Below are 21231 nucleotides of genomic sequence, written 5' to 3'. Positions count from 1 at the left end.
GCGCCTGCAGCCGCACCACGGCGGGCGCAAAAAGAGGAGCCCCGCCTTGTGACGGGGCTCCTCCTGGCTTGGTAAGCAGCTACCAGTTCTAAACCGCGGTTACTCTTCGCCGCGGAGAATGGCCAGCAGCCGGATGATCTCGACGTAGAGCCACACCAGCGTCACCGTGAGGCCGAAGGCGGCGGTCCAGGAGAAGCGCTGCGGGGCGCCGCTGCGGACACCGGCTTCGATGCTGGTGAAGTCCATGATCAGCGCGAAGGCGGCCAGACCGATGGCGAGCACGCCGATGAAGACGCCCAGCGGGATGCCGAAGATCTGAATGCTCGTGCGCAGGCCGAAGGGGGAATCGACGGCGCCGGTCCACATCATGACCATGTTGATCAGCGCGAACACGGCGTAACCGATGGTTGCGATCATAAAGAAGCGCATGGCCTTCGGCGTTGCCCGGACCTTGCCGTTCTTGAAAAGCACGAGCGTCACGGCGAACACGGAGAGCGTGCCGATCACGGCCTGCAGGCCGACACCCGGGAACATCCCGTCGAGGATCCGGGTCAGGCCGCCGAGGAAGAGTCCCTCGAGGGCCGCGTAGGCCAGGATCAGTGGCGGTGAGGGCTGCTTTTTGAAGGTGTTGACGAGGGCGAGGACGAAGCCGCCCAGGGCGCCAACGATCATCAGCAGATAGGCCAGGCCCGACGCCACCACGAGGGTGACAGCCGCACCGGCGACGACGGCGCCGAGGCAGGCCGCGGTCTTCATGATGACGTCGTCATACGTCATGCGTCCGGTGTCGGCCGGCCCGGCGGCGGGCCGGTTGTACATGTCCTGAAGCTGGTCCTGGGTCATACCCTGCTGGGCCGGGTTCCAGCCGGTCTGGGCCTGGCCGTAGGGGGCCTGTCCGTAAGCCTGCGGGGCAGGCGGTGCCTGGGTTGCTCCACGGAAGTTCTTTCCGTTGAAGACTGGGTTTCCGCCAAGTGCCATTGCGGGTGTCCTCCAAATAAAGGGGGTGAGTGGTGATCCGGTGGTGAACTGTTCGTACCTTGTTACACCACGCTACCAATTTCAACAGCTCAGGGGCACCGTTAGTTCCCGGACGGCTCCTGCCGCAACCCAACCGTGACCTCTCCGCGGCTTTCCCGCGCCCGCTCCGCACCGCGGCAGACCGAATGTTTAGGCACACCCCCAATCAACAAAAGTTTACTTAAGCATGGGTAAACCACCATGCCGCCCGGGCTTCACGGTTGTTACCCGATCGCGACGTTCTCCCTGCTCGCGACGGCATTCAATGCCTCGAACGGGCTGTAACATGGGCCGGACAGGGTGACGGATATCACAGGCTCTACCGCTCCACCGCATCGCACGAGGCACGACCCGTCACCCTGACCGTTCGCAGTGGTTGCAAGGGCGCAACCCACACACCACCCCCATGTGGAGGTTTTCATTTTGAGAAGCACACCGAGAGGCCTGTCGCAGAGACGGCGCGGCAGACTGCTGAAAGCTGTGGGGGCCATTTTTGCCGCCGTGGCCGCGCTCCTGCTGATCGTCGCACCGGCATCGCAGGCCACGAGCCCCTCGCCGACACCATCCCCGTCGGCAACCACGTTCCAGAACAACATCAGCGGCTTCCTTCGCGGCGACGACCGCACGCCGATCCCTGACGTAACCATCACAGCCAAGAGCGGCGAATTCACCGGAACGGCCAAATCCGGAGCCAACGGCTCCTGGACCATCGGGGTGCCCACCCAGGGGACCTACGAGGTCGAACTGGATGAATCCACCCTTCCGGAGGGCATCAAACTCGCCGAGGGCCAGGAAAACCCCCGGAAAGTCACCTTCAGCCAGACCTCCAACCTCTCGGTGATTTTCGCCTTCGGTGAAGGCATCGTTATCCAGCAGCAGGACTTCGGCCAGAACCTGATCAACCGGCTCGTGGCAGGCCTGAGCTTCGGCCTCCTGCTCGCCCTCGCCTCCGTCGGCCTGTCGCTGATCTTCGGGACCACCGGCCTGACCAACTTCGCCCACGGCGAGATGGTGACCCTCGGAGCCGTCCTGGTCTTCGCCTTCAACGCCATGAACCTCCCGTTCTGGCTGGCCATCCTGCTCGCCCTGCTCGGCGGCGGATTATTCGGCTATGTCCAGGACGCCGGCCTGTGGAAGCCGCTGCGGCGCCGCGGCACCGGCCTGGTTCCCATGATGATCGTCAGCATCGGCCTCGCACTCGCCGTCCGCTACATCATCCAGTTCTTCTTCGGCGGCGCCACCCAGCAGCTGCCCTACGCGCAAAGCGCCGAAATCCAGCTTGGCCCGGTCTCGATCTCGCCGAACAACCTGTGGTCGCTCGTGATCAGCGCCGTCGTCATCGCCGTCCTTGGTGTTGTCCTGCTCAAGACCCGGCTCGGCAAAGCCACCCGCGCGGTCGCCGACAACCCGGCACTCGCCGCGGCCTCCGGCATCGACGTCGACTCCGTCATCCGGATTGTCTGGGTGACCGGCGGTATGCTCGCTTCCCTCGGCGGCATCCTCTGGGCGTACTACCGGCCCGGCGTCACGTTCGACATGGGTTCGCAGATCCTGCTGCTCATCTTCGCGGGCGTCACCCTGGGTGGCCTCGGCACGGTCTGGGGTGCCTTGATCGGATCCATCATCGTCGGCATCTTCGTGGAGCTGACCACCGTGTTCGGCCTCGCCGCCGACCTTAAGTACGTGGGAGCACTGTTCATCATGATTATTGTCCTTCTGATCCGGCCCCAGGGAATCCTGGGCCGTCGCGAGCGCGTGGGTTAGGAGACAGCCATGGACTTCGGATTTATATTTTCCAGCGCTGCCGGCGAACTGTTCAGCCCGACGACGGCGGCGTACGCCCTCGCCGCGCTCGGCCTTGCGGTTCACTTCGGCTATTCGGGCCTGCTCAACTTCGGCCAGGCCGGCTTTATGGCGGTGGGGGCCTACGGCTTCGCCATCTCCACCCTGACCTTCGGCGTGCCGTTCTTTGTCGGCCTCCTCATCGCCGTGGTCGCCTCGTCCATCTTCGCCCTGCTGCTCGGCATTCCAACCCTCCGGCTGCGGGCCGACTACCTGGCCATCGTGACCATTGCGGCGGCCGAAATCGTCCGCTACATCGTCACGACGAACCAGCTGACCGCGGTCACCGGTTCCGCCAACGGCCTGGCCGCTTTCGAAGGCGGGTTCTATGCGATGAACCCGTTCCCCGAGGGCTCCTATCTGGGCATGAACAACCGCGACTTCTTCATCCGTGTGGTCGGCTGGAGCCTGGTTGCTGTCTGCTGCCTCCTGGTGTGGCTGCTGATGCGGAGCCCGTGGGGCCGCGTCCTGAAGGGCATCCGGGAGGACGAGAACGCCGTCCGCTCGCTGGGCAAGAACGTGTACGCCTACAAGATGCAGGCGCTGATCATCGGCGGTGTGCTCGGGGCCCTGGCGGGCATGGTTTTCACCCTCCCGCGCGGCGCCGTCCAGCCCGCCAACTACGGCACGGAACTGACGTTCTTCCTCTACACCTGCCTGCTGCTCGGCGGCCTCGGCACGGTGCTGGGGCCCGTCGTCGGCGCCATGATCTTCTGGGTTGTGCTGTCCCTTACCCAGGGAATCCTGTACGGACTCATTGAATCCGGCGCCGTCACCTGGCTGAACACGGTCCAGGCCGGTCAGCTGCGCTACATCCTGGTGGGCATCGCACTGATGCTCCTGATGATCTTCAGGCCCCAGGGAGTCTTCGGCAACAAGAAGGAGCTGGCGTTCGCATGAGCACGCAGAGCAACGAACCGCGCACAGCGGAAACAATTGACTACATGACGGACACGCGTCCGATCGCCGTCGGCGAGGCCGTTCCCGGCTGCAAGAAGCGCGATCCGATCGTGGTGGCGGAAAACGTCACCCGCAGCTTCGGCGGCATCAACGCCGTCGACGTCGAGTACCTCGAAATCCCGCGGCACAAGATCACGGCGCTGATCGGCCCGAACGGTGCCGGCAAAACCACCCTGTTCAACCTGCTCACGGGCTTTGATACCCCGAACTCGGGCAAATGGCAGTTCGAGGGCAACAGCCTGGCCGGGGTCTCCTCGTACAAGGTCGCCCGGATGGGCATGGTCCGCACCTTCCAGCTGACCAAGGTCATGGGCAAGCTCACCGTGATGGAGAACATGCGCCTCGGCGCCTCCCAGCAGGCCGGCGAACGGCTGTCCAAGGCGCTCTTCAAGGGCATCTGGGGCGGCCAGGAAAAGAAGATCACCGAGGAAGCGAACGTGCTGCTCCAGAAGTTCAAACTGGACGCCAAGAAGGATGACTACGCAGCCTCGCTCTCCGGCGGCCAGCGCAAGCTGCTGGAGATGGCACGCTCCCTCATGGTCCGGCCCAAGCTGGTCATGCTCGACGAGCCGATGGCGGGGGTGAACCCGGCTCTGACGCAGTCCCTCCTGGACCACATCAAGAACCTCAAGGCCGAGGGCATGACCGTGCTGTTCGTCGAACACGACATGCACATGGTCCGGCACATCGCCGACTGGGTCGTGGTCATGGCCGAGGGCAAAATCGTGGCCGAAGGCCCGCCTGCCGAGGTCATGAAGAACCCCGCCGTGATCGACGCCTACCTGGGCGCCCACCACGACGTGGACCTGGGTGACTCGGAAGGCATCAAGGAGCTCGCCGCCGAACTGGTCGCCGATGAGGAATCGATTGTCGGCACCGAAAACGCCGGCATCATCTCGCTCGACGTCGTCGCGGCGAAGGCGGAGGAGCCGGCGGGTCCGGACAGCAGCGGTCCGGCGCGCGGCCGGCGCAGCGCCGAGGAGCCGACCCGAGGCGAGCAGCCGCACAGCACAGAGAAGGACACAGAATGAGCGCCACCAGCGCGGCAGCAGCCGCAAAGCCCGTCCACGACCCGGATTCGGTCGTCAAGGTCACCGACCTGGTGGCCGGCTACATCCCGGGCGTCAACATCCTCAACGGCTGCAGCATCGAGGCCCGCAAGGGTGAACTCATCGGCATCATCGGCCCGAACGGCGCCGGCAAGTCCACGCTGCTGAAGGCGATGTTCGGCTTGGTCAAGGTCCACTCGGGCTCCGTGGTGGTCCGCGGCCAGGACATCACCGGGCTCAAGGCCAACAAACTGGTCAGCAAGGGTGTGGGCTTCGTCCCGCAGAACAACAACGTGTTCGCGGCGCTGACCATCGAGGAGAACCTCCAGATGGGCATGTTCCAGCGCCCGAAGGACTTCGCCGAGCGCTTCGACTTCGTCACGGGTCTGTTCCCGGAACTCGGCAAGCGGCGCGCCCAGCGGGCGGGATCGCTCTCCGGCGGCGAACGCCAGATGGTGGCGATGGGACGGGCCCTCATGATGGACCCGGCCGTGCTGCTGCTCGACGAGCCCTCCGCGGGCCTCTCCCCTGTCAAACAGGATGAGACCTTCCTGCGGGTTCACGAGATCAACCGGGCCGGCGTCTCGGTCATCATGGTGGAACAGAATGCCCGGCGCTGCCTGCAGATCTGTGACCGCGGCTACGTCCTGGACCAGGGCAAGGACGCGTACACCGGCACCGGCCGGGAGCTCATGAAGGACCCCAAGGTCATCCAGCTGTATCTGGGCACCCTCGCCGACACCGTCGAGTAGTTCACCGGCTGCTCCGCAGCCACCGAAGGGCCGTCACCACCGCTTGGGTTCCAGCGGTGATGACGGCCCTTCTGCGTGCCCCGCGCGTTCCTGACGGCGTCTGGCTACCGCCCAGCGCCCCGGCCATACACCGGCGGCGTCACGCGGTGCAGACTTTTGGCCACGCCGCCGGGATCCATCGCCGGATTCCCGGCGTCGGACGCTTCGCTGGCGGCCGAAAACCTGCCCTGCGTGACGCGGCGGCCGCCTCGCGCCCCGCCGCACTCCCCCGGGACGCAGAAGACCCCCGCCCAACGTGGACGGGGGTCTTCTGTGGCTGGGGAGCGGCGGGCTTAGAGCTTGCCGAACTCTTCCTTGGATGCCTTGTAGGTGTTGTCATCCTGGAACTCGTAGATGCCAACGTAGGCTTCGGTCGGATCGCCGGCTTCGGAGAACGTTACGGGGCCGGACTGGCCGTCGTAGTCGATGTCCTTGCCGTTGCGGAGCAGGGTGACGCAGGAGGGGAAGTCGCTGCACTTTTCGCCGGATTCGGAGACCGCCTTGAGCTGCGCGGCGACGTCGACGCCCTTGGTGCTCTTGGCGGCTTCGGATGCCAGGGCGATCAGGTTCACGGCGTCGTAGGACTCACCCGCGTAGCTGAAATCCTTCAGCGCGGGATCGATGGCCAGGAGCTTCTTCTTGAAGTCATCCTTGGCGAAGGTGCCCGGGATGGTGCCCTGGGCGCCCTTCAGGGTGCCGGCCTGGAAGTCCTTGCTGTAGTCGGACATGTTGCCGTCGACAAGGAACATCTGGGTGGCCTTGACACCCTTGCCCGTCATCAGCGGAACGATGCTCTTGGCCTGGTCGAAGGTGATCAGGGCGATGGCATCCGGCTTCGCGGCGATGACCTTGTCAACCTGGCTGCTGAACTGGGAATCGCCTTCGTTGAAGAGTTCCTCCGCAACGATCTGTCCGCCTGCTGCCTCAAACGCAGCCTTCACGTTCTTCGCAAGGCCGGTTCCGTACGCGTCGTTAAGCACGATCATGCCGACGGTCTGGGCGCCACAGGTGGCCATGTAGTTGCCGAGGACCTTGCCCTGCAGCACATCCGAGGGGGCGGTGCGCCAGTAGAGGCCCTTGTCGTCCCAGTCGGTGAAGTCCGGCGAGGTGTTGGCCGGGGAGAACTGGATGACCCCGGCGCCGGTGATCTGGTTGATCACGGTCTTGGAAACGCCGGAGGATGCGGCACCGATGATGGCGCTGACGCCCTGGCCCAGCAGTGCCGTGGTGGACTGCGTGGCAATGTCGGTCTTGGTGTCGCCGGAGTCGCGGTGGATGACCTCCACCGGCTTGCCCAGCACGCCGCCGGCGTCGTTGATTTCCTTGATGCCAAGGTTGACACCCGCGATTTCGGGCGGGCCGAGGAAGGCCAGCGAGCCGGTGGTCGGCAGCAGCGAGCCGATCTTCAGCGCGGTGTCAGTGGTTGTGGCGGACGCCGGGATCGGGCCGGTGTTCGTCGCGGCCGATGTGCCGGCGCCTGCTCCGGCGCTCGGCGCCGGGCACGCGATGCCGGCGGCGTTGGCCGTGGCGGATCCGGACGTCGACGTCGGGGTGGACGCGCCACCACAAGCCGTAGCCAGAAGGGCGACGCCGATGCTAAGCGCGGTTAGCTTAGCGACGCGGGGTGCCACCTGGGGGAGTGAAGTCATTTACAAAGCTCCTCGATCTAAAGGTGCGAACGGCCTTTGATGCGAAAGATCAGGTGTTCCTGATTTACCCTTCAAGCTAGTGCAATAACGGCCCGATCCAAAGTGACTACGGTCACATCCTTATAACACTCGTTGCATAGAGGAAATCTGCCCTATTCACGGACGGGCGCCAGGAGGTGTGCCCCAGGTGGGACTCGAACCCACAACACGCGGATTTTAAGTCCGCTGCCTCTGCCAATTGGGCTACTGGGGCGCCCGGTCCATGGTATCCCGTCAGGCCGCGGACTGGGCGCTGTCAAACGGCTTGGCGTAGTGGAATGTTCCGCTCACGCCGCCCGGCCAGACGGCGAGTGGAAGCAGCTGGAAGTTCACACCCCAGGCCGGGTCGGGGGCCTCGACGCCGAGGGACGTGGACGTCACGAAGCCGAACCGGGAGTAGTACTCCGGGTCCCCCAGCAGCGCGATGCCGCGCTCCCCCGCGGCGTTGGCCCGGGCAATCGTTTCCTTCATCAGCGCGCTGCCGATGCCGTGCCGCTGCAGGCGCGGCACCACGCCGATGGGGCCGAGGCCCAGGAGCTCCAGCTCCCCCACCCGGCCGCGGGTGCTGATCACGTGCCCGACGATCTCGCCGTCGAGCTCCGCGGCGATGCTGAATTCCGGCAGGTAGTCCTCGCAGTCGAAGAGCGCAGCCATGAGCCGGACTTCCTCGGGCTCGCCTTCGACGGGCAGCCCGGTGGCCGGGGAGACGGCAAAGGCCGCGGCGGTGAGGGCGAGGATGGCCGGCCGGTCCGCCGGCTGTTCGCTGCGCAGCACGAGCTCCGGCGCGGGTTTGTGTTCCCCGTGTGCTTCGACCAGTTCGTGCAGCACCTCGAGCGCCCGGTCAGCGTCCGCCACGGGGACCAGGAGGTGGTCATGGTGGAAGCCGGCGAGGACGTTGCAGCTGATTTTGGCCTCGGCCAGGGCGGCACTGACCGCGGCGGTCAGGCCCATGGCTTCGAGCGGTGAGTGCACCTTGAGGGTGATCCAGGCGCCGACGAAGTCGTAGCCCAGTCCGAGGCTGTCGGCTTCGGCCCGCGGCAGCACGACGGCGAGGCCCTCGGCTTCGCGGACGGCGGCAGCGATGGTCCCGGCGAGGGGCCGGCCGTGCGGCCACAGGACATAGACGAACTCGCCCTCGCGGGTTTCCGGGTGCATGGTGGCCAGCAGGGTGTGGAGGTCCTTTTCAGCGGTCATCGTGCCAGTCTAGGCTCGGCGCCGGCCGCGCCCGGTCAGGCGGCCGGCGCCGGACTGCCGTTTAACGGCGACGGCGGCCGCTCCCCCGCAGGGGAACGGCCGCCGTCGAATGCTGCTGCCGAGCTATTTGGAGTCAGCCGAGACTGATTCCTTGCTTGCTGCCTTGCTGGCCTCTGCTGCCGGCTTCCCGGCCGCGGGAGCGGCGGCAGGCGCGGACGCTGCGGCCGGCTTGGGTGCCGGCGTTGCGGCGGCAACGAAGGCGCCGCGCGGGTTGTCCAGGTCGACCAGCTGCGTGGTGTCGCGGCCCATGAAGAAGGCCAGGATCCAGCCGAAAATGACCCGGATCTTGCGCTCCACGGTCGGCATGGCCAAGCCGTGGTAGCCACGGTGCGCCAGCCAGGCCAGCGGGCCCTTGAGGCCGATGCGGCCCACCAGGCTGATGTTGGCAACACCTTTCCACTCGCCGAAGCCGGCGACGGCGCCCAGGTTCTTGTGCTTGTAATCCTTGAGCGGCTTGTCCCAGCGGGAGGCCCACAGGTTCTTGGCGAGCCGCTTGGCCTGGCGCAGCGCATGCTGGGCATTCGGGACGCAGGTGCCGTCCGGCAGGCCGCTGCCCGTGAGGTCCGGCACAGCCGCAACGTCGCCGGCAGACCAGGCGTTCTCGATGATGCCTTCGTCACCGGCGATGCGCAGGTCGGCCAGGACGCGGACGCGGCCGCGCGGTTCGAGCGGGAAATCGGTGGAGCGGACCATCGGGTTGGCCTGCACGCCGGCAGTCCAGACCAGGGTGTCGGCCCGGAACTCCTGGGCGGCGGACTTGTCCGGGAGGTTGATGAGCTTCAGGGAGCCCTCGGCGCTGTCCAGCGAGGTGTTGAGGAGGACCTCGATGCCGCGGCTGCGCAGGTGCTCGACGACCCACTCGGCCTGGCTGGCGGTGACCTCGGGCATGATGCGTCCCATGGCCTCAACCAGGACGAAGCGGACTTCCTCCTGCTTGATGCGCGGGTTGTTCCTGACCGCGGCGCGGGCGAGGTCTTCCATTTCGGTGATGCACTCGATGCCGGCGAAGCCGCCGCCGACCACAACGAAGGTCAGGGCGCGGGCGCGTTCGGCCGGATCCGTCATGAGGGAACCAGCTTCGATCCGGTCGAGGACCTTGTTGCGCAGGGCGACGGCCTCCTCGATCGTCTTGAGTCCGATGCCCTTGTCCGCGAGTCCCTTGATCGGGAAGGTCCGGGTGATCGCGCCTGCGGCCACGACGACGTCGAAGTAGGGAACCTCAAAGTGGTCGCCGCCGTCAGCCGGGGCCACCACGGCGGTGCGATTTGCGTGGTCGATAGAGGTGACGCGGCCCTGGATGAGCTCGGTCTGCTTGAGGTGCTGGCGGTGCGAGACGACCGCGTGGCGGGCCTCGATGTTGCCGCCGGCGACCTCGGGGAGGAAGGGCTGGTAGGTCATGTAGGGCAGGGGATCCACGACGGTGACGATGCCACCGGCATTCGCGATCTTCTTCTGCAGTTTGAGGGCTACGTACAGGCCGACGTACCCGCCGCCGACGACGAGTACCCTGGGACGGTCCTGGAGCTGAGGGGAGGATGCCATTCCCCAAGAATACCGTAGTTTGTGAAAAACTTCACTAACTACGGTTTCCCGGTGGAATCCACCGAATCGAGCACTCCGGTGTCCGGGTCTCCGGGGCCGTCCGGGCGTTCCGCGGGGCCGGTCCCGGCCGCACGGCGGAGCTGGAAGACTGCGGCTGCCACAATGCACAGGAACAGTCCGCCGAAGCCCAGGACCACCAGGGCCGGCACGGCGCTGTCGAGTTCGGACGGGGGCTCCGCAACCGGGACGGTGGCCTCCGGGAGGGTGGGCGCCGCGCTGGAGGGGACTGCTGCGGAGGCGGCGGGCGGTGTGGCCAGGCTGCCCCGCCGGTGGACCCGGATCCAGTCTGAGATCGAGCCCAGCGGATTGGTGCGGGTTTCCGCCACGTCGGCCTTGAGCGCGGCCTCGGCGTCGAGGATCCCGAACCCGTACAGCGGGTCCTTCCCGGGAGCGCCGGCGTCTTTGGCGGTGCTCACGATTCTGTTGATGACCTGGCTGGCCGTCATCTCCGGCCATTTGGAACGGATCAGGGCCGCCACGCCGGCCACGATCGGGGTGGCGCCCGAGGTGCCGGCCCATTCCGCGTAGCCGCCGCCGGGCATTCCCCCGATCAGGTTTTCCGCCGGGGCCGCGACGCCGATGCTGATCCCCTGGGATGAAGAATCGATGCTGGCGGTTCCCTTGCGGTCCAGCCCCGCGACGGTCAGCACGCCGGGGATGGTGGCCGGGGCGCCGACCTGGATGTTGCCGCCCCCCCGGTTGCCCGCGGCGGCGACAATCACCACGTCCTTCTGCTCCGCGTAGAGGAAGGCAGCGTCCCAGCTCTGCGGCCATTCCGGCGAGGTGCTGCCGAGTGAGATGTTGATGACGCGGGCTCCGTTGTCCACGGCCCAGCGGACGGCCTGGGGAATCTGCTGCAGGTCAGTCTTGCCGCCGGGGTTTGCCGATCCGAGCCAGGTGGAGACGGACAGCAGCTGCGCCTCGGGTGCCACACCGACGATCCCGTCGGGCCCAACGGACGGGCCGGCGGACGGGCCGGCGCCGGGGCTGGGCGTGGCCGTCGAATCGGGCGGCTGGTGGCCGCGGCCTGCCAGCATGGTGGCGACGAGGGTTCCGTGCTCGGGCTTCGCGCCGATGCTCTTCTGGCCGTCCGGGCTCCCGGCGCCGGAGACGTCAACGCCGCCCGCCAGCACTCCGGCCAGGTCGGGATGCTTGCCGTCGACGCCGCTGTCGATCACGGCAACCTTGACGTTGGCGCCCCTGGACACTTCCCAGGCCTTGGTGATACCGGATTCGGCGAGCCAGAACTCCTTGTCGCGCCAGGCGTCGGCGTGCGCGGCCGGGGCGGCGGTCAAGGAGGCAGTCAGGGTGCCGCCGGCAAGGGCCAGGGCCATCAACGCGGAGGCGGTCCGGCGGCGCCGGGCTGTTGCTCTGGTCATTCGGGTCCAATCAGCGGGGCACCAGGGTGCTGCGGAAACGGGGCGTGCTGCGGATACGGTAGCGCTGCGGAACGCAGGGAGGGCTCCGGGCGGGGATTTCGGGAAACGGGCGCCGGCGACGGCGGGACGGCCGTCCCCCGGCCAGGCCGGCCACAGCGCCCGGCCGGCCTGCGGCCTAGCTGATACTCAAGGCAATTCCGTCAAGAATATCGTGTTCGCTGGTGACGGCCGTCGTAACCCTGCCGTCGGTGGCCCCGGCCAGCCGTTCCAGGACGCGCCGCCAGACGAGGGCGCCCGCCCCGATCACATCCACCCGGCCAGGGTGCATGTAGGGCAGGGCGGCCCGTTCCGCGTGGGACATCGCCAGCAGCTCTGTACAGGCCCGGCGCACGGCCTCGAGCGGCAGTTCGGTGCCGTGGATCGCCGCCGCGGAGTACTCCGGCAACCGGAGCGCGTGGGCCGTGATGGTGGTGATGGATCCGGCCACCCCGACGACGGCGGCGCTGCGGTCCAGCGGTACGGTCCGGGCCGCCTCATCGATGGCCGCGTCAACGTCCGCCTCCGCGGCGGAGATCTGTTCCGGCGTCGGCGGGTCGCTGCGCAGGTGGCGTTCGGTCATCCGGACACAGCCGATGTCGACGCTCCTGGCGGCGATGACGCCGTCGGCGCTGCCGAGGACGAACTCGGTGCTGCCGCCGCCGAGGTCGACCACGAGGACCGGCGCCTGCCCGCGGGAGGGCAGCACGCTGCTGGCGCCGGCGAAGGAGAGCGCGGCCTCCTCGTCACCGGTGATGACCTCGGGTTCGACGCCGAGGAGCTCGCGGATGCCGTCGACGAAGACCTGCCGGTTGGCGGCGTCCCGGGTGGCGGAGGTCGCGACGAAGCGCAGTTTGGTGGCCCCGTGCCGGCGGATCTGATCGGCGTAGTCCGCGGCGGCCGCGAAGGTCCGCTCCAGCGCCTCCTGGGCGAGTTCGCCGGTGGCGTCCACACCCTGGCCGAGCCGGACCACGCGCATTTCGCGCACGATGTCGGACAGCCGGGGAGCCGCGCCGTCCGTGTCCACGTCGGCGATGAGCAGCCGGATCGAGTTGGTGCCGCAGTCGACGGCGGCCACGCGGGTCACTGGCCGGCCCCGTCGGGATCGGTTCCAGCAGGTTCCGTTCCAGCGGGTTCGGTTCCGGCGGCGGGCGCGTGGCCCGGGTCTTCGGCGCGCGCCTTCCGGACCGGAGCAGGGCGGCCCACGATCTCCGGCAGCCCCTGCGGACCGTGCCGGCTGAGGTCCTGTGAGGGGGTCTCGCCGCCGGTGTCCCAGGCCCCGCCGCAGTAGCAGCGGTCTGTGGTCCACCATTCGCCGATGGCTGCGATGGCCTCGTCGCCGAGCGGGTTCACGCCCGGTCCGGCGGCGAGGGAATGGCCCACCAGGACGTGCAGGCATTTGACGCGGGTGGGCATGCCGCCGGCGGAGATGCCGTCAATCTCGGGCACTGCTCCGATCCCGGACCTGGCCCCGATTTCCACGCGGGAGGCCAGGTAGGCCTCGTGGGCGGCGCGGTAGTCCGCCGCCAAAGCCGGGTCTGCCCCGAGCCGGTCGTTCATCTCGTTCATCAGGCCTCCCGCTTCGAGGCGCGACACCGCCGCGGTGATGACCGGATGCGTCAGGTAGAAGGTCGTGGGGAAGGGTGTGCCGTTGCTCAGCCGCGGGGAGGTGGCCGCCACCAGCGGGTTGCCGCAGACGCAGCGGGCGGGGATTTCGACGACGTCGCGCACCGGGCGTCCCAGTTGCCGGCTCAGGACATCGAGGTCGCGGGGCGAGGGCCGGCGGGATTGCTCCGGTGAGCTGGCCGTCTCCGGGGTTGCCGGGTCAGCTGCCATCAGTTTCTCGTCCACTCGGTTCTCGTCCACGGGCGCGGCACCTTCCTGCCCTGTCTGGCTTGTCCGGCGGACAATCCTGCGGCGGGCGCCGCGTCTTAGTCTGTTGCCGAGCGGCGGATGGAGTCCCAGAGGGAGTCCACCCACGGCAGCTCGGCCGGGTCTTGTGCTGATCCTGCACCGGCCGCGCCACTGGAGGTTCCGGCAGGCAGGTCGCTGCCGAAGACCCAGTAGCCCGTCTCTCCGGGCATAACCATGTTAATGCGGTCGCGGGCCTGTTGCTTCACGTAGTTCGGATCCTGCCAGCGGGAGACCTGGCGTTTGAGGTCGTTCTGCTGGGACTGTTTGGCCGAGATGTCCGCCTGGAGCGCGGCGATTTCGGCACGCTTTTCGAAGAAGATCTTCACCGTGGGCGCCAGCATGATGGTGATGGCAATCATGACCACGAACAGTGCCAGCATGCGGCCGGAGAATGCCTTGGCGGGAACCGGGTCGAGGTTCTCCCCGCCCCCGTTCTCCTCGGCCTGCGCCGTCCCGCCCTTGGACGGTTTGGCTGCGCCCGCTTTGGCCGTGCCCGCTTTGGCGGCTGCGCCCGGTTTCGGTGCGGCCGGCCGGGCGGCGCCCGGTGGAGTTGCGGCCGCCGTGCCCGGAGCCCGGGAGCCCGGGGCGGCCTTGCCGGCGGCGCTGGACTGGGTCTCACGGGAAGTGCCGAAATCAGCCTGGATGACGTCGCCGCCGTCGCCGGTGTCCGGAGACTTCGGGGCCGCAGGCGTGGCCCGGGGAACCTTGGGTCGGCGGGTAGCCATGTCACTCCTGTAATGCCGGGTTCGCACCCGGCTGGCTTGCTGCGTTCAGTGCTGATCCCCGTGGCCTGGGCCGGGCACCGGCACGGAGCTGTGCGGTGCCGGCGGGACGGTGCCACGAGGGCGGCGCCTCAAGGCAGGGTGCCAAAAAGGAACCGGTGGCCATGGTCTTTCAACCATAGCCACCGGTTCGCGGTTCCTGCGGTTACTAGCCCTTGAAACGCGGGAAAGCGCTCCGGCCGGCGTAGCGTGCGGCGTCGTCGAGTTCCTCTTCGATGCGCAGCAGCTGGTTGTACTTGGCAACCCGCTCGGAACGGGCCGGGGCACCGGTCTTGATCTGGCCCGCGTTGGTGGCAACGGCGATGTCAGCGATCGTGGTGTCCTCGGTCTCGCCGGAGCGGTGCGAGGTGATGGTGGTGTAACCCGCGCGCTGGGCGAGGGAGACGGCATCCAGGGTTTCGGTCAGCGAACCGATCTGGTTGACCTTCACGAGCAGCGAGTTGGCGGTCCGCGAATCGATGCCGGTCTGCAGACGCTCCGGGTTGGTGACGAACAGGTCGTCACCAACGATCTGGACCTTGTCGCCGATGGCGTCGGTGAGGGTCTTCCAGCCGTCCCAGTCGTTTTCGTCCAGCGGGTCTTCGATGGACACCAGCGGGTAATCGGCGACGAGCTCGGCGTAGTAGTCGCTCATCTCGGAAGAGCTGAGGGACTTGCCTTCGAACTGGTAGGCGCCGTCCTTGAAGAACTCGGAGGAGGCAACGTCCAGGGCGAGGGCGATGTCCTTGCCCGGGGTGTAGCCGGCGTTCCGGATGGCTTCCTGGATGAGGTCCAGGGCTGCGCGGTTGGAGGGCAGGTTCGGCGCGAAGCCGCCTTCGTCGCCGAGGCCGGTGGACAGGCCCTTGGCCTGCAGGACTGCCTTCAGCGCGTGGTAGACCTCGACGCCCCAGCGAAGGCCTTCGGAGAAGGTCTCGGCACCCAGCGGGACAACCATGAATTCCTGGATGTCGACGTCGGAGTCGGCGTGCGAGCCGCCGTTGAGGATGTTCATCAGCGGCACGGGCAGGACGTGGGCGTTCGGTCCGCCGAGGTACTTGTAGAGCGGCAGGTCCGCGGACGCGGCGGCTGCGTTGGCGACGGCCAGGGAAACACCGAGGATGGCGTTGGCGCCGAGCTTGCTCTTGTTCGCGGTGCCGTCCAGGTCGATCATCGACTGGTCGATGCTGCGCTGGTCCGTGGCGTCAAAACCGATCAGCGCCGGGGCGATCTGGTCGATGACGGCGTCGACGGCCTTCTGGACGCCCTTGCCGAGGTAACGGCCCTTGTCGCCGTCGCGGAGTTCAACGGCCTCGTGCTCGCCGGTGGAGGCTCCGGAGGGAACTGCCGCGCGGCCGATCTGGCCGTCCGAGAGCAGGACTTCAACTTCTACGGTGGGGTTGCCACGGGAATCGAGGATCTCGCGGGCATGGATGGCATCGATAAGCGCCATGGATAGGCTCCTTTGGGTGAAGCGATCTGCTGGGAATCTGATGGGAAATCAGGCTGGGATCATGCTGAAAAACCGACGTCCTCGTCGCGACCCAGCCTAGTCGAGAGTGGGATAAGTTACAGAAACCCATCCAGTCCCCGGACGTCATTTTGTGGATCACGGGGACGGCGGCGGGGCCTGGCCGTCCTGGAAACGGCGGTTGGCCCCGCGCAGGGCACGTTCGGCGTCGAGCCCCCGGGCACGGGCGGCAGCGGCCAGGGCGAAGAGCATATCCCCCAGATCCTCTTCCGAGGACGGGATCTCGACCGGTTCAACCGGCGCCGGAAGGCCAGCGCGTTCGGCGCGGTCCAGGAGTTTTTGGGCCCGGGCCAACGCCGGAAGGGAGGCGGGAACGCCTCCGACCGGGCCCCGGGCGCCGGAGTCCGGGAGCCCGGAGTGCAGCACCTGCTCCGAGCGCTTGACGGCGTCCCATTTCTGCACGATCTCCTCCACCGTCGCCGGAAAGACCCCCTGCAGCGAGCCGTCCGGCCGGAAGACATGCGGGTTGCGCCGGATCATTTTGGCGGACAGGCCGCGGGCGACGTCGCCGACGTCGAAGGCGCCCCGCTCCTGGGCCAGCCGGGCATGGAGGACGACCTGGAGCAGGACGTCGCCCAGCTCGCCCTTCAGTTCGGCGTCAACGCCGGCCGTCTCGATGGTTTCCGCCACCTCATAGGCCTCCTCGAGGAGGTATTCCACGAGGGATTCGTGGGTGAGGGCCGCCATCCAGGGGCAGTGGGCGCGCAGCTCGGCAATGACACCGACCAGCGCGCCCACCGGGTTGTCCTCGTTAGCCAAGGTCGGCGTAAGCCTCGTTGATGTATTCGACGAGGGCTTCCTTCTCCTCAAGCGGCAGGAAGGCGGCCTCGGCGGCGTTCAGCGTCAGCTCGAGCAGGTCGTCGAGGTCGTAGTCGAACGTCTCGACCAGCAGTTCGAACTCGTCCGTGAGGGTCACACCGCTCATGAGCCGGTTGTCCGTGTTGATGGTGACGTTGAAGCCGAGCTGGTAGAGCATGTCCAGCGGGTGGTTTTCGATTCCCTCGCCGAAGCCTGCGACGGCGCCGGTCTGCAGGTTGGAGGAGGGGCAGATCTCCAGGGCGATGCCACGGTCGCGGACCCAGCTGGCGAGCTCGCCCAGGGTGACCATGCCGATGTTGTCGTTGGACTCGTCGCTCTCCCCGTCGGCGTCTTCGTCATCGTCAAATTCAACGGTGACATCCTCGGCGATCCGGACGCCGTGGCCGAGGCGCAGGGCGCGTCCGTCGACCAGGGCGGACTGGATGCTTTCGAGTCCGGCCGCTTCCCCGGCGTGGACGGTGGCCGGGAAGTTGTGCTGGGCCAGGTAGGTGAAGGCGTCCTTGAAGCGGGACGGCAGGAACCCGTCCTCGGCGCCGGCAATGTCGAAGCCGACGGCGCCGTTGTTGCGGTGGCGGACCGCCAGTTCGGCGATTTCCTGGCCGCGGTCGGCATGGCGCATGGCAGTGATCAGCTGGCCGACCTGGATGTCGCGGCCGGTCTCTGCGACGGCGTCGACGCCGGCTTCGAGGCCCGCCTGCACGGCCTCGACGGCCTCGTCCAGGCTCAGGCCCTGCTGGAGGTGCTGTTCGGGGGCCCAGCGTACTTCGCCGTAGATCACGCCGTCGTCGGCGAGGTCCTCGACGAATTCCTTGGCGACGCGGAAGAGTCCGTCCTTGGTCTGCATCACGGCGATGGTGTGGTCGAAGGTCTCAAGGTACCGGACCAGCGAGCCGGAGTCGGCGGATTCGCGGAACCACTCCCCCAGGGCGACGGGGTCGGTGGAGGGCAGGGTGTGTCCCGCGGCCTCGGCAAGTTCAATGATGGTGGCCGGACGGAGTCCGCCGTCCAGGTGGTCGTGAAGGGAAACCTTGGGGAGGCCCTTCAGGTCGAAGTCGAGGTCAGGGGCAGCGTCAAGAATTATCTCAGTCACGTTCCAACCTTAGGGTCGGGGGCCCGGCAACACCAGCCGGTGCGGCCGGACAAGCGGGTATCAGGCCTCGACGTCGGCCGCTGCTGTCAGCTGCGGGGGCAGCGGTGAGGTGACGGAGGCCTGACGGGGCGCGGTGCCGGTCTCGGGGGGCGCGGGCTTGGCGGACGGGGCAGGTGCGCCGGCGGCCGGGGCCCGGGTGTGCGCAACCTTGGCTTCGGCAGCCAGCGACGCGGCCCGGCTGGCGGCCGCGGCGGCGCCGCGGGTGTCGCGCCAGCGGTGCAGCCAGGTCAGTGCATGGTCGATCACAATGCCCAGCACGATGGCGAAAGCGATGGCGATCCCCACCCCGAGCAGCGGATGTTCGTGGACCCAGTTGCCGGCAATGATGCCGACGCCGGCCGAGTAGGCAACCCAGGTGACGGAGGCGAAGAAATCGAGGATGACGAAGCGGCGGCGCGGGTAGGCGGTGGTGCCGGCGATCCAGTTGACGGCGACCCGTCCCACCGGGATGTAGCGGGCCGTGAAGATCAGCATGGCCCCGCGCTTGTCGAGTTCATAGCGCGCCCAGTTCAGGGCGCGCTGGACCTTGGGTTTGCGCATCCAGCGGAACCGCTCGACGCCGACGTGGCGGCCCAGCAGATAGGCCATGTTGTCACCGGCAATTGCGCCGAGGGCGGCGGCGGCCATAACGAACCACATGTTCGGCTCACCGGACGTGACGGACAGTGCCCCCAAGGCAACGATCAGGGTTTCACTCGGCAGGATCGGAACGAAACCGTCGATGAAGCAGAAGATCGTGAGAATCGGGTAGATCCACCATTGTCCCGCGGCATGGAGTATAGCCTCATTGATAAATTCCACGCGGGCGTTGCTCCTTGGAAAGTGACGAAAAGCGCTCTTCAGTGTCCCATGGCCGGTTGGGTTGCGCTATGTTCCGTCGGGATAATTCTCTCGTTTCCGGTCCGTGTCGCTCCACGGCTCTGCGGACGGAGCGGGCTTGCCGGCGTCTTCGGGAAGCTGCCCGCGGAGCCTGCTGATGATCAGGTCCACCAGGATGCCCAAGCCGATCGCGCAGATAACCGCGACGATGATGCCCAGCAGGTGGTTCTCTTCAAACCACTGGCCGAAGAACAGGCCGATCGCGACGGAATAGGCCCCCCACAGCACGGCGGAAAGAACCGTCAGCCCGACGAAACGTGGCCGCGGGAAGAGCGTGGCGCCGGCCGTCAGGTTGACCGCCACCCTGCCGATCGGCACGAACCGCGCGACGAGGATCAGCGAGGCCGGCCGTTTCCGGAGCTCCGTGCCCGCCCAGCGGAAGGCCCGCTGCATCCGCGGGCCGCGCATCCATGCCCAGCGCCGCGTTCCGGTGCCGCGGCCGATCAGGTAGGCGATGTTGTCGCCGAGAAAGGCGCCCCCCGCCGCGACTGCGGCCAGCAGCACCGGGTTGGGGACGTCGGCGGTCGCGGCCACCGCGGCGAGGCCCACGACGACGGATTCGCTCGGAATGGGCGGGAAGAAGCCGTCAATCACGCAGCATGCGAACACGAGGGTGAGCACCCAGGGCTGCCCGGCGGCGGCCAGGATGAAGTCGTTGATTGCCTGCACGGTTTCCTAACAAACAACGGGAGGACGGCTGTTGTGCCAGTGTACTGTGGGGCCGCCCGCTGTGCCCCGTCCCAGCCGCTTGCCCTATCACATGCGGCGGTCAACCCGGACGGGTGGGACCACAAGTGATAGGGCAACGGCAGTGCGGGGGCCTCTAGTTCGGCCCGGCTACGCGATCCGGTCGATGATGAGCTGCTGCGCCGGGCGGGAGCCTTCCGGGGCGATCACCGCGGCGTGCTCGAGGGCCTCTTTCGCCCGCTCGAATTTCTCCGGGGTGTCCGTCAGGAGCGTCATAAGCGGCTCGCCGGCCTTGACCAGGGCGCCGGGCTTGGCGTGCATGCGCACTCCGGCGCCCGCCTGGACCTGGTCCTCCTTGCGGGCCCGTCCGGCACCGAGGCGCCAGGCGGCGACGCCGACGGCCATCGCGTCGAGTTCCACCAGCACGCCGTCGGCCGGCGCGTAGATCACCTCGGATTCCCTGGCGACCGGAAGCTTGGCGTGCGGGTCCCCGCCCTGCGCCCGGATCATGCGGTTCCACACGTCCATGGCCCGGCCGTCCCGGAGCGCGGCCCGGGGATCGGCGTCGCGGACGCCGGCGCAGGCCAGCATTTCCTCCGCGAGCCGGACGGTGAGTTCGACGACGTCTTCCGGACCCCCGCCGGCCAGCACCTCCACAGATTCCTCGACCTCGATCGCGTTGCCGGCGGTGAGGCCCAGGGGTGTGTTCATATTGGTCAGCAGGGCCACCGTGTTGACGCCGGCGTCCTTGCCCAGGGCCACCATGGTCTCGGCGAGTTCGCGGGCGCGTGCCTCGTCCTTCATAAAGGCGCCGCTGCCGACCTTGACGTCCAGCACCAGCGAACCGGTGCCTTCGGCGATCTTCTTGCTCATGATCGAGGAGGCGATCAGCGGGATGGCCTCGACCGTGCCGGTGACGTCCCGCAGGGCGTAGAGCTTCTTGTCGGCCGGGGCCAGTCCGGCGCCGGCGGCGCAGATGACCGCGCCGACGTCCTGGAGCTGGGCCAGCATTTCCTCGTTGCTCAGCGCGGCGCGCCAGCCCGGGATCGATTCGAGCTTGTCCAGGGTCCCGCCGGTGTGGCCAAGGCCGCGTCCGGAGAGCTGCGGGACGGCGACGCCGAAGACCGCCACCAGCGGTGCCAGCGGCAGGGTGATCTTGTCCCCCACACCGCCGGTGGAGTGCTTGTCGGACGTGGGCTTCACGGTGCCGTCGGGGCGGCGGAGGCTGGAGAAGTCCATCCGCTCCCCGGAGGCGATCATGGCCGCGGTCCAGCGCGAGATCTCGGCCCGGTCCATGCCGTTGAGCAGGATCGCCATGTTCAGGGCGGCCATTTGTTCGTCGGCGATCGCGCCGCGGGTGTACGCGTCGATTGTCCAGTCGATCTGCGCGGGGCTGAGCACGCCCTTGTCCCGCTTGATGCGGATGATGTCGACGGCGTCGAACGCTTCGCTGGTGTGCGGGGTGTGTGTCACCGGGGTTCCTCCAGGTGTTGGGGGCCAAAGGCGTCGGGAAGGACCTGGTCCATGGTCCTGATTCCCTGGGTGGTCATGAGCTCCATGTCGGGGGCCCGGAATTCGTACAGCAGCTGCCGGCAGCGTCCGCAGGGCATCAGGATGTTGCCGCCGGCATCGACACAATAGAAGGCGCGCAGCAGGCCGCCGCCGGTCATGTGCAGATTGCCGACGAGCGCGCACTCGGCGCACAGCGTCAGGCCGTAGCTGGCGTTTTCGACATTGCAGCCGCTCACGATCCGGCCGTCCGCGGTGAGGGCTGCGGCCCCCACCGCGAACTTCGAATACGGCGCATAGGCGTTCTTCATGGCGGCGACCGCGGCGGCCTCGAGGGCGGCCCAGTCGACGTCGGTGCTGTCCATG

General features: G+C 67.6%; 19 protein-coding genes and 1 tRNA gene. 4 read left to right on the top strand and 16 right to left on the bottom strand.

Annotation, left to right across the window (positions count from 1 at the left end; translation table 11 throughout):
• Nucleotides 1-99: 99 nt before the first annotated feature.
• A complete protein-coding gene (locus ASPU41_RS11115) occupies nucleotides 100-978 on the bottom strand; it encodes a Bax inhibitor-1/YccA family protein (RefSeq protein WP_069950971.1) in 879 nt (292 codons plus the stop codon).
• Between the two features lie 519 nt (nucleotides 979-1497).
• Here ASPU41_RS11115 and ASPU41_RS11110 point away from each other — a divergent pair.
• From ASPU41_RS11110 to ASPU41_RS11095, 4 genes are read left to right on the top strand one after another with little or no spacing between them, the layout of a single operon-like run.
• On the top strand, nucleotides 1498-2781 hold the full coding sequence (locus ASPU41_RS11110) for a branched-chain amino acid ABC transporter permease (protein WP_157356984.1): 1284 nt from the start codon (nucleotides 1498-1500) through the stop codon (nucleotides 2779-2781).
• 9 nt (nucleotides 2782-2790) lie between these two features.
• The gene (locus tag ASPU41_RS11105) at nucleotides 2791-3759 is read left to right on the top strand and encodes a branched-chain amino acid ABC transporter permease (RefSeq protein WP_069950969.1); all 969 of its coding nucleotides are present in this window, start codon (nucleotides 2791-2793) and stop codon (nucleotides 3757-3759) included.
• The gene (locus tag ASPU41_RS11100; RefSeq protein WP_069950968.1) at nucleotides 3756-4850 is read left to right on the top strand and encodes an ABC transporter ATP-binding protein; all 1095 of its coding nucleotides are present in this window, start codon (nucleotides 3756-3758) and stop codon (nucleotides 4848-4850) included. Before ASPU41_RS11105 ends, ASPU41_RS11100 begins: the two co-directional genes overlap by 4 nt.
• Entirely contained in the window at nucleotides 4847-5620 is a 774-nt protein-coding gene (locus tag ASPU41_RS11095) for an ABC transporter ATP-binding protein (protein WP_069950967.1), read from the top strand. Before ASPU41_RS11100 ends, ASPU41_RS11095 begins: the two co-directional genes overlap by 4 nt.
• A 332-nt stretch (nucleotides 5621-5952) precedes the next feature.
• Here the strand turns inward: ASPU41_RS11095 and ASPU41_RS11090 are convergent, their stop codons facing one another.
• From ASPU41_RS11090 to ASPU41_RS11020, 15 genes are all read right to left on the bottom strand, one after another.
• Nucleotides 5953-7308 (bottom strand): ABC transporter substrate-binding protein, encoded by a 1356-nt coding sequence (locus ASPU41_RS11090; RefSeq protein ID WP_069950966.1) that lies wholly within the window; start codon nucleotides 7306-7308, stop codon nucleotides 5953-5955.
• 179 nt (nucleotides 7309-7487) lie between these two features.
• A tRNA-Leu gene (locus ASPU41_RS11085) sits at nucleotides 7488-7561 on the bottom strand.
• Between the two features lie 20 nt (nucleotides 7562-7581).
• Entirely contained in the window at nucleotides 7582-8541 is a 960-nt protein-coding gene (locus tag ASPU41_RS11080; RefSeq protein WP_069950965.1) for an N-acetyltransferase, read from the bottom strand.
• A 123-nt stretch (nucleotides 8542-8664) separates the two neighbouring features.
• Nucleotides 8665-10143 (bottom strand): NAD(P)/FAD-dependent oxidoreductase, encoded by a 1479-nt coding sequence (locus ASPU41_RS11075; RefSeq protein WP_069950964.1) that lies wholly within the window; start codon nucleotides 10141-10143, stop codon nucleotides 8665-8667.
• Between the two features lie 38 nt (nucleotides 10144-10181).
• Entirely contained in the window at nucleotides 10182-11582 is a 1401-nt protein-coding gene (locus ASPU41_RS11070; RefSeq protein ID WP_069950963.1) for a S8 family serine peptidase, read from the bottom strand.
• Nucleotides 11583-11757: 175 nt separating this feature from the next.
• A complete protein-coding gene (locus ASPU41_RS11065) occupies nucleotides 11758-12705 on the bottom strand; it encodes a Ppx/GppA phosphatase family protein (protein ID WP_069950962.1) in 948 nt (315 codons plus the stop codon).
• Entirely contained in the window at nucleotides 12702-13454 is a 753-nt protein-coding gene (locus ASPU41_RS11060) for a DUF501 domain-containing protein (protein ID WP_069952636.1), read from the bottom strand. Before ASPU41_RS11060 ends, ASPU41_RS11065 begins: the two co-directional genes overlap by 4 nt.
• Before the next feature lie 95 nt (nucleotides 13455-13549).
• Complete coding sequence (locus ASPU41_RS11055; protein ID WP_069950961.1) at nucleotides 13550-14257, bottom strand: FtsB family cell division protein; 708 nt, start codon at nucleotides 14255-14257, stop codon at nucleotides 13550-13552.
• A gap of 205 nt (nucleotides 14258-14462) precedes the next feature.
• The gene (eno, locus tag ASPU41_RS11050) at nucleotides 14463-15743 is read right to left on the bottom strand and encodes a phosphopyruvate hydratase (protein ID WP_069950960.1); all 1281 of its coding nucleotides are present in this window, start codon (nucleotides 15741-15743) and stop codon (nucleotides 14463-14465) included.
• Nucleotides 15744-15899: 156 nt separating this feature from the next.
• Nucleotides 15900-16508 carry a MazG nucleotide pyrophosphohydrolase domain-containing protein gene (locus ASPU41_RS11045; protein WP_083266685.1) on the bottom strand — a complete coding sequence of 203 codons (609 nt, stop codon included), beginning with the start codon at nucleotides 16506-16508 and terminating at the stop codon, nucleotides 15900-15902.
• A gap of 64 nt (nucleotides 16509-16572) precedes the next feature.
• A complete protein-coding gene (locus ASPU41_RS11040; RefSeq protein ID WP_069950958.1) occupies nucleotides 16573-17730 on the bottom strand; it encodes an adenosine deaminase in 1158 nt (385 codons plus the stop codon).
• Nucleotides 17731-17790: 60 nt separating this feature from the next.
• Entirely contained in the window at nucleotides 17791-18591 is an 801-nt protein-coding gene (locus tag ASPU41_RS11035) for a DedA family protein (protein WP_069950957.1), read from the bottom strand.
• A gap of 66 nt (nucleotides 18592-18657) precedes the next feature.
• Nucleotides 18658-19338 carry a DedA family protein gene (locus ASPU41_RS11030; protein ID WP_069950956.1) on the bottom strand — a complete coding sequence of 227 codons (681 nt, stop codon included), beginning with the start codon at nucleotides 19336-19338 and terminating at the stop codon, nucleotides 18658-18660.
• A gap of 168 nt (nucleotides 19339-19506) precedes the next feature.
• The gene (locus ASPU41_RS11025) at nucleotides 19507-20829 is read right to left on the bottom strand and encodes a thymidine phosphorylase (RefSeq protein WP_069950955.1); all 1323 of its coding nucleotides are present in this window, start codon (nucleotides 20827-20829) and stop codon (nucleotides 19507-19509) included.
• Nucleotides 20826-21230: a cytidine deaminase gene (locus tag ASPU41_RS11020; protein ID WP_069950954.1), complete on the bottom strand. Its 405-nt coding sequence runs from the start codon at nucleotides 21228-21230 to the stop codon at nucleotides 20826-20828. The genes ASPU41_RS11025 and ASPU41_RS11020 overlap by 4 nt, the downstream gene beginning before the upstream one ends.
• Nucleotide 21231 lies beyond the last annotated feature (1 nt).

The sequence above is a fragment of the Arthrobacter sp. U41 genome (assembly GCF_001750145.1).
In the GTDB taxonomy this organism is placed as follows: domain Bacteria; phylum Actinomycetota; class Actinomycetes; order Actinomycetales; family Micrococcaceae; genus Arthrobacter.
This window is presented reverse-complemented; position numbering and strand designations above follow the sequence as displayed.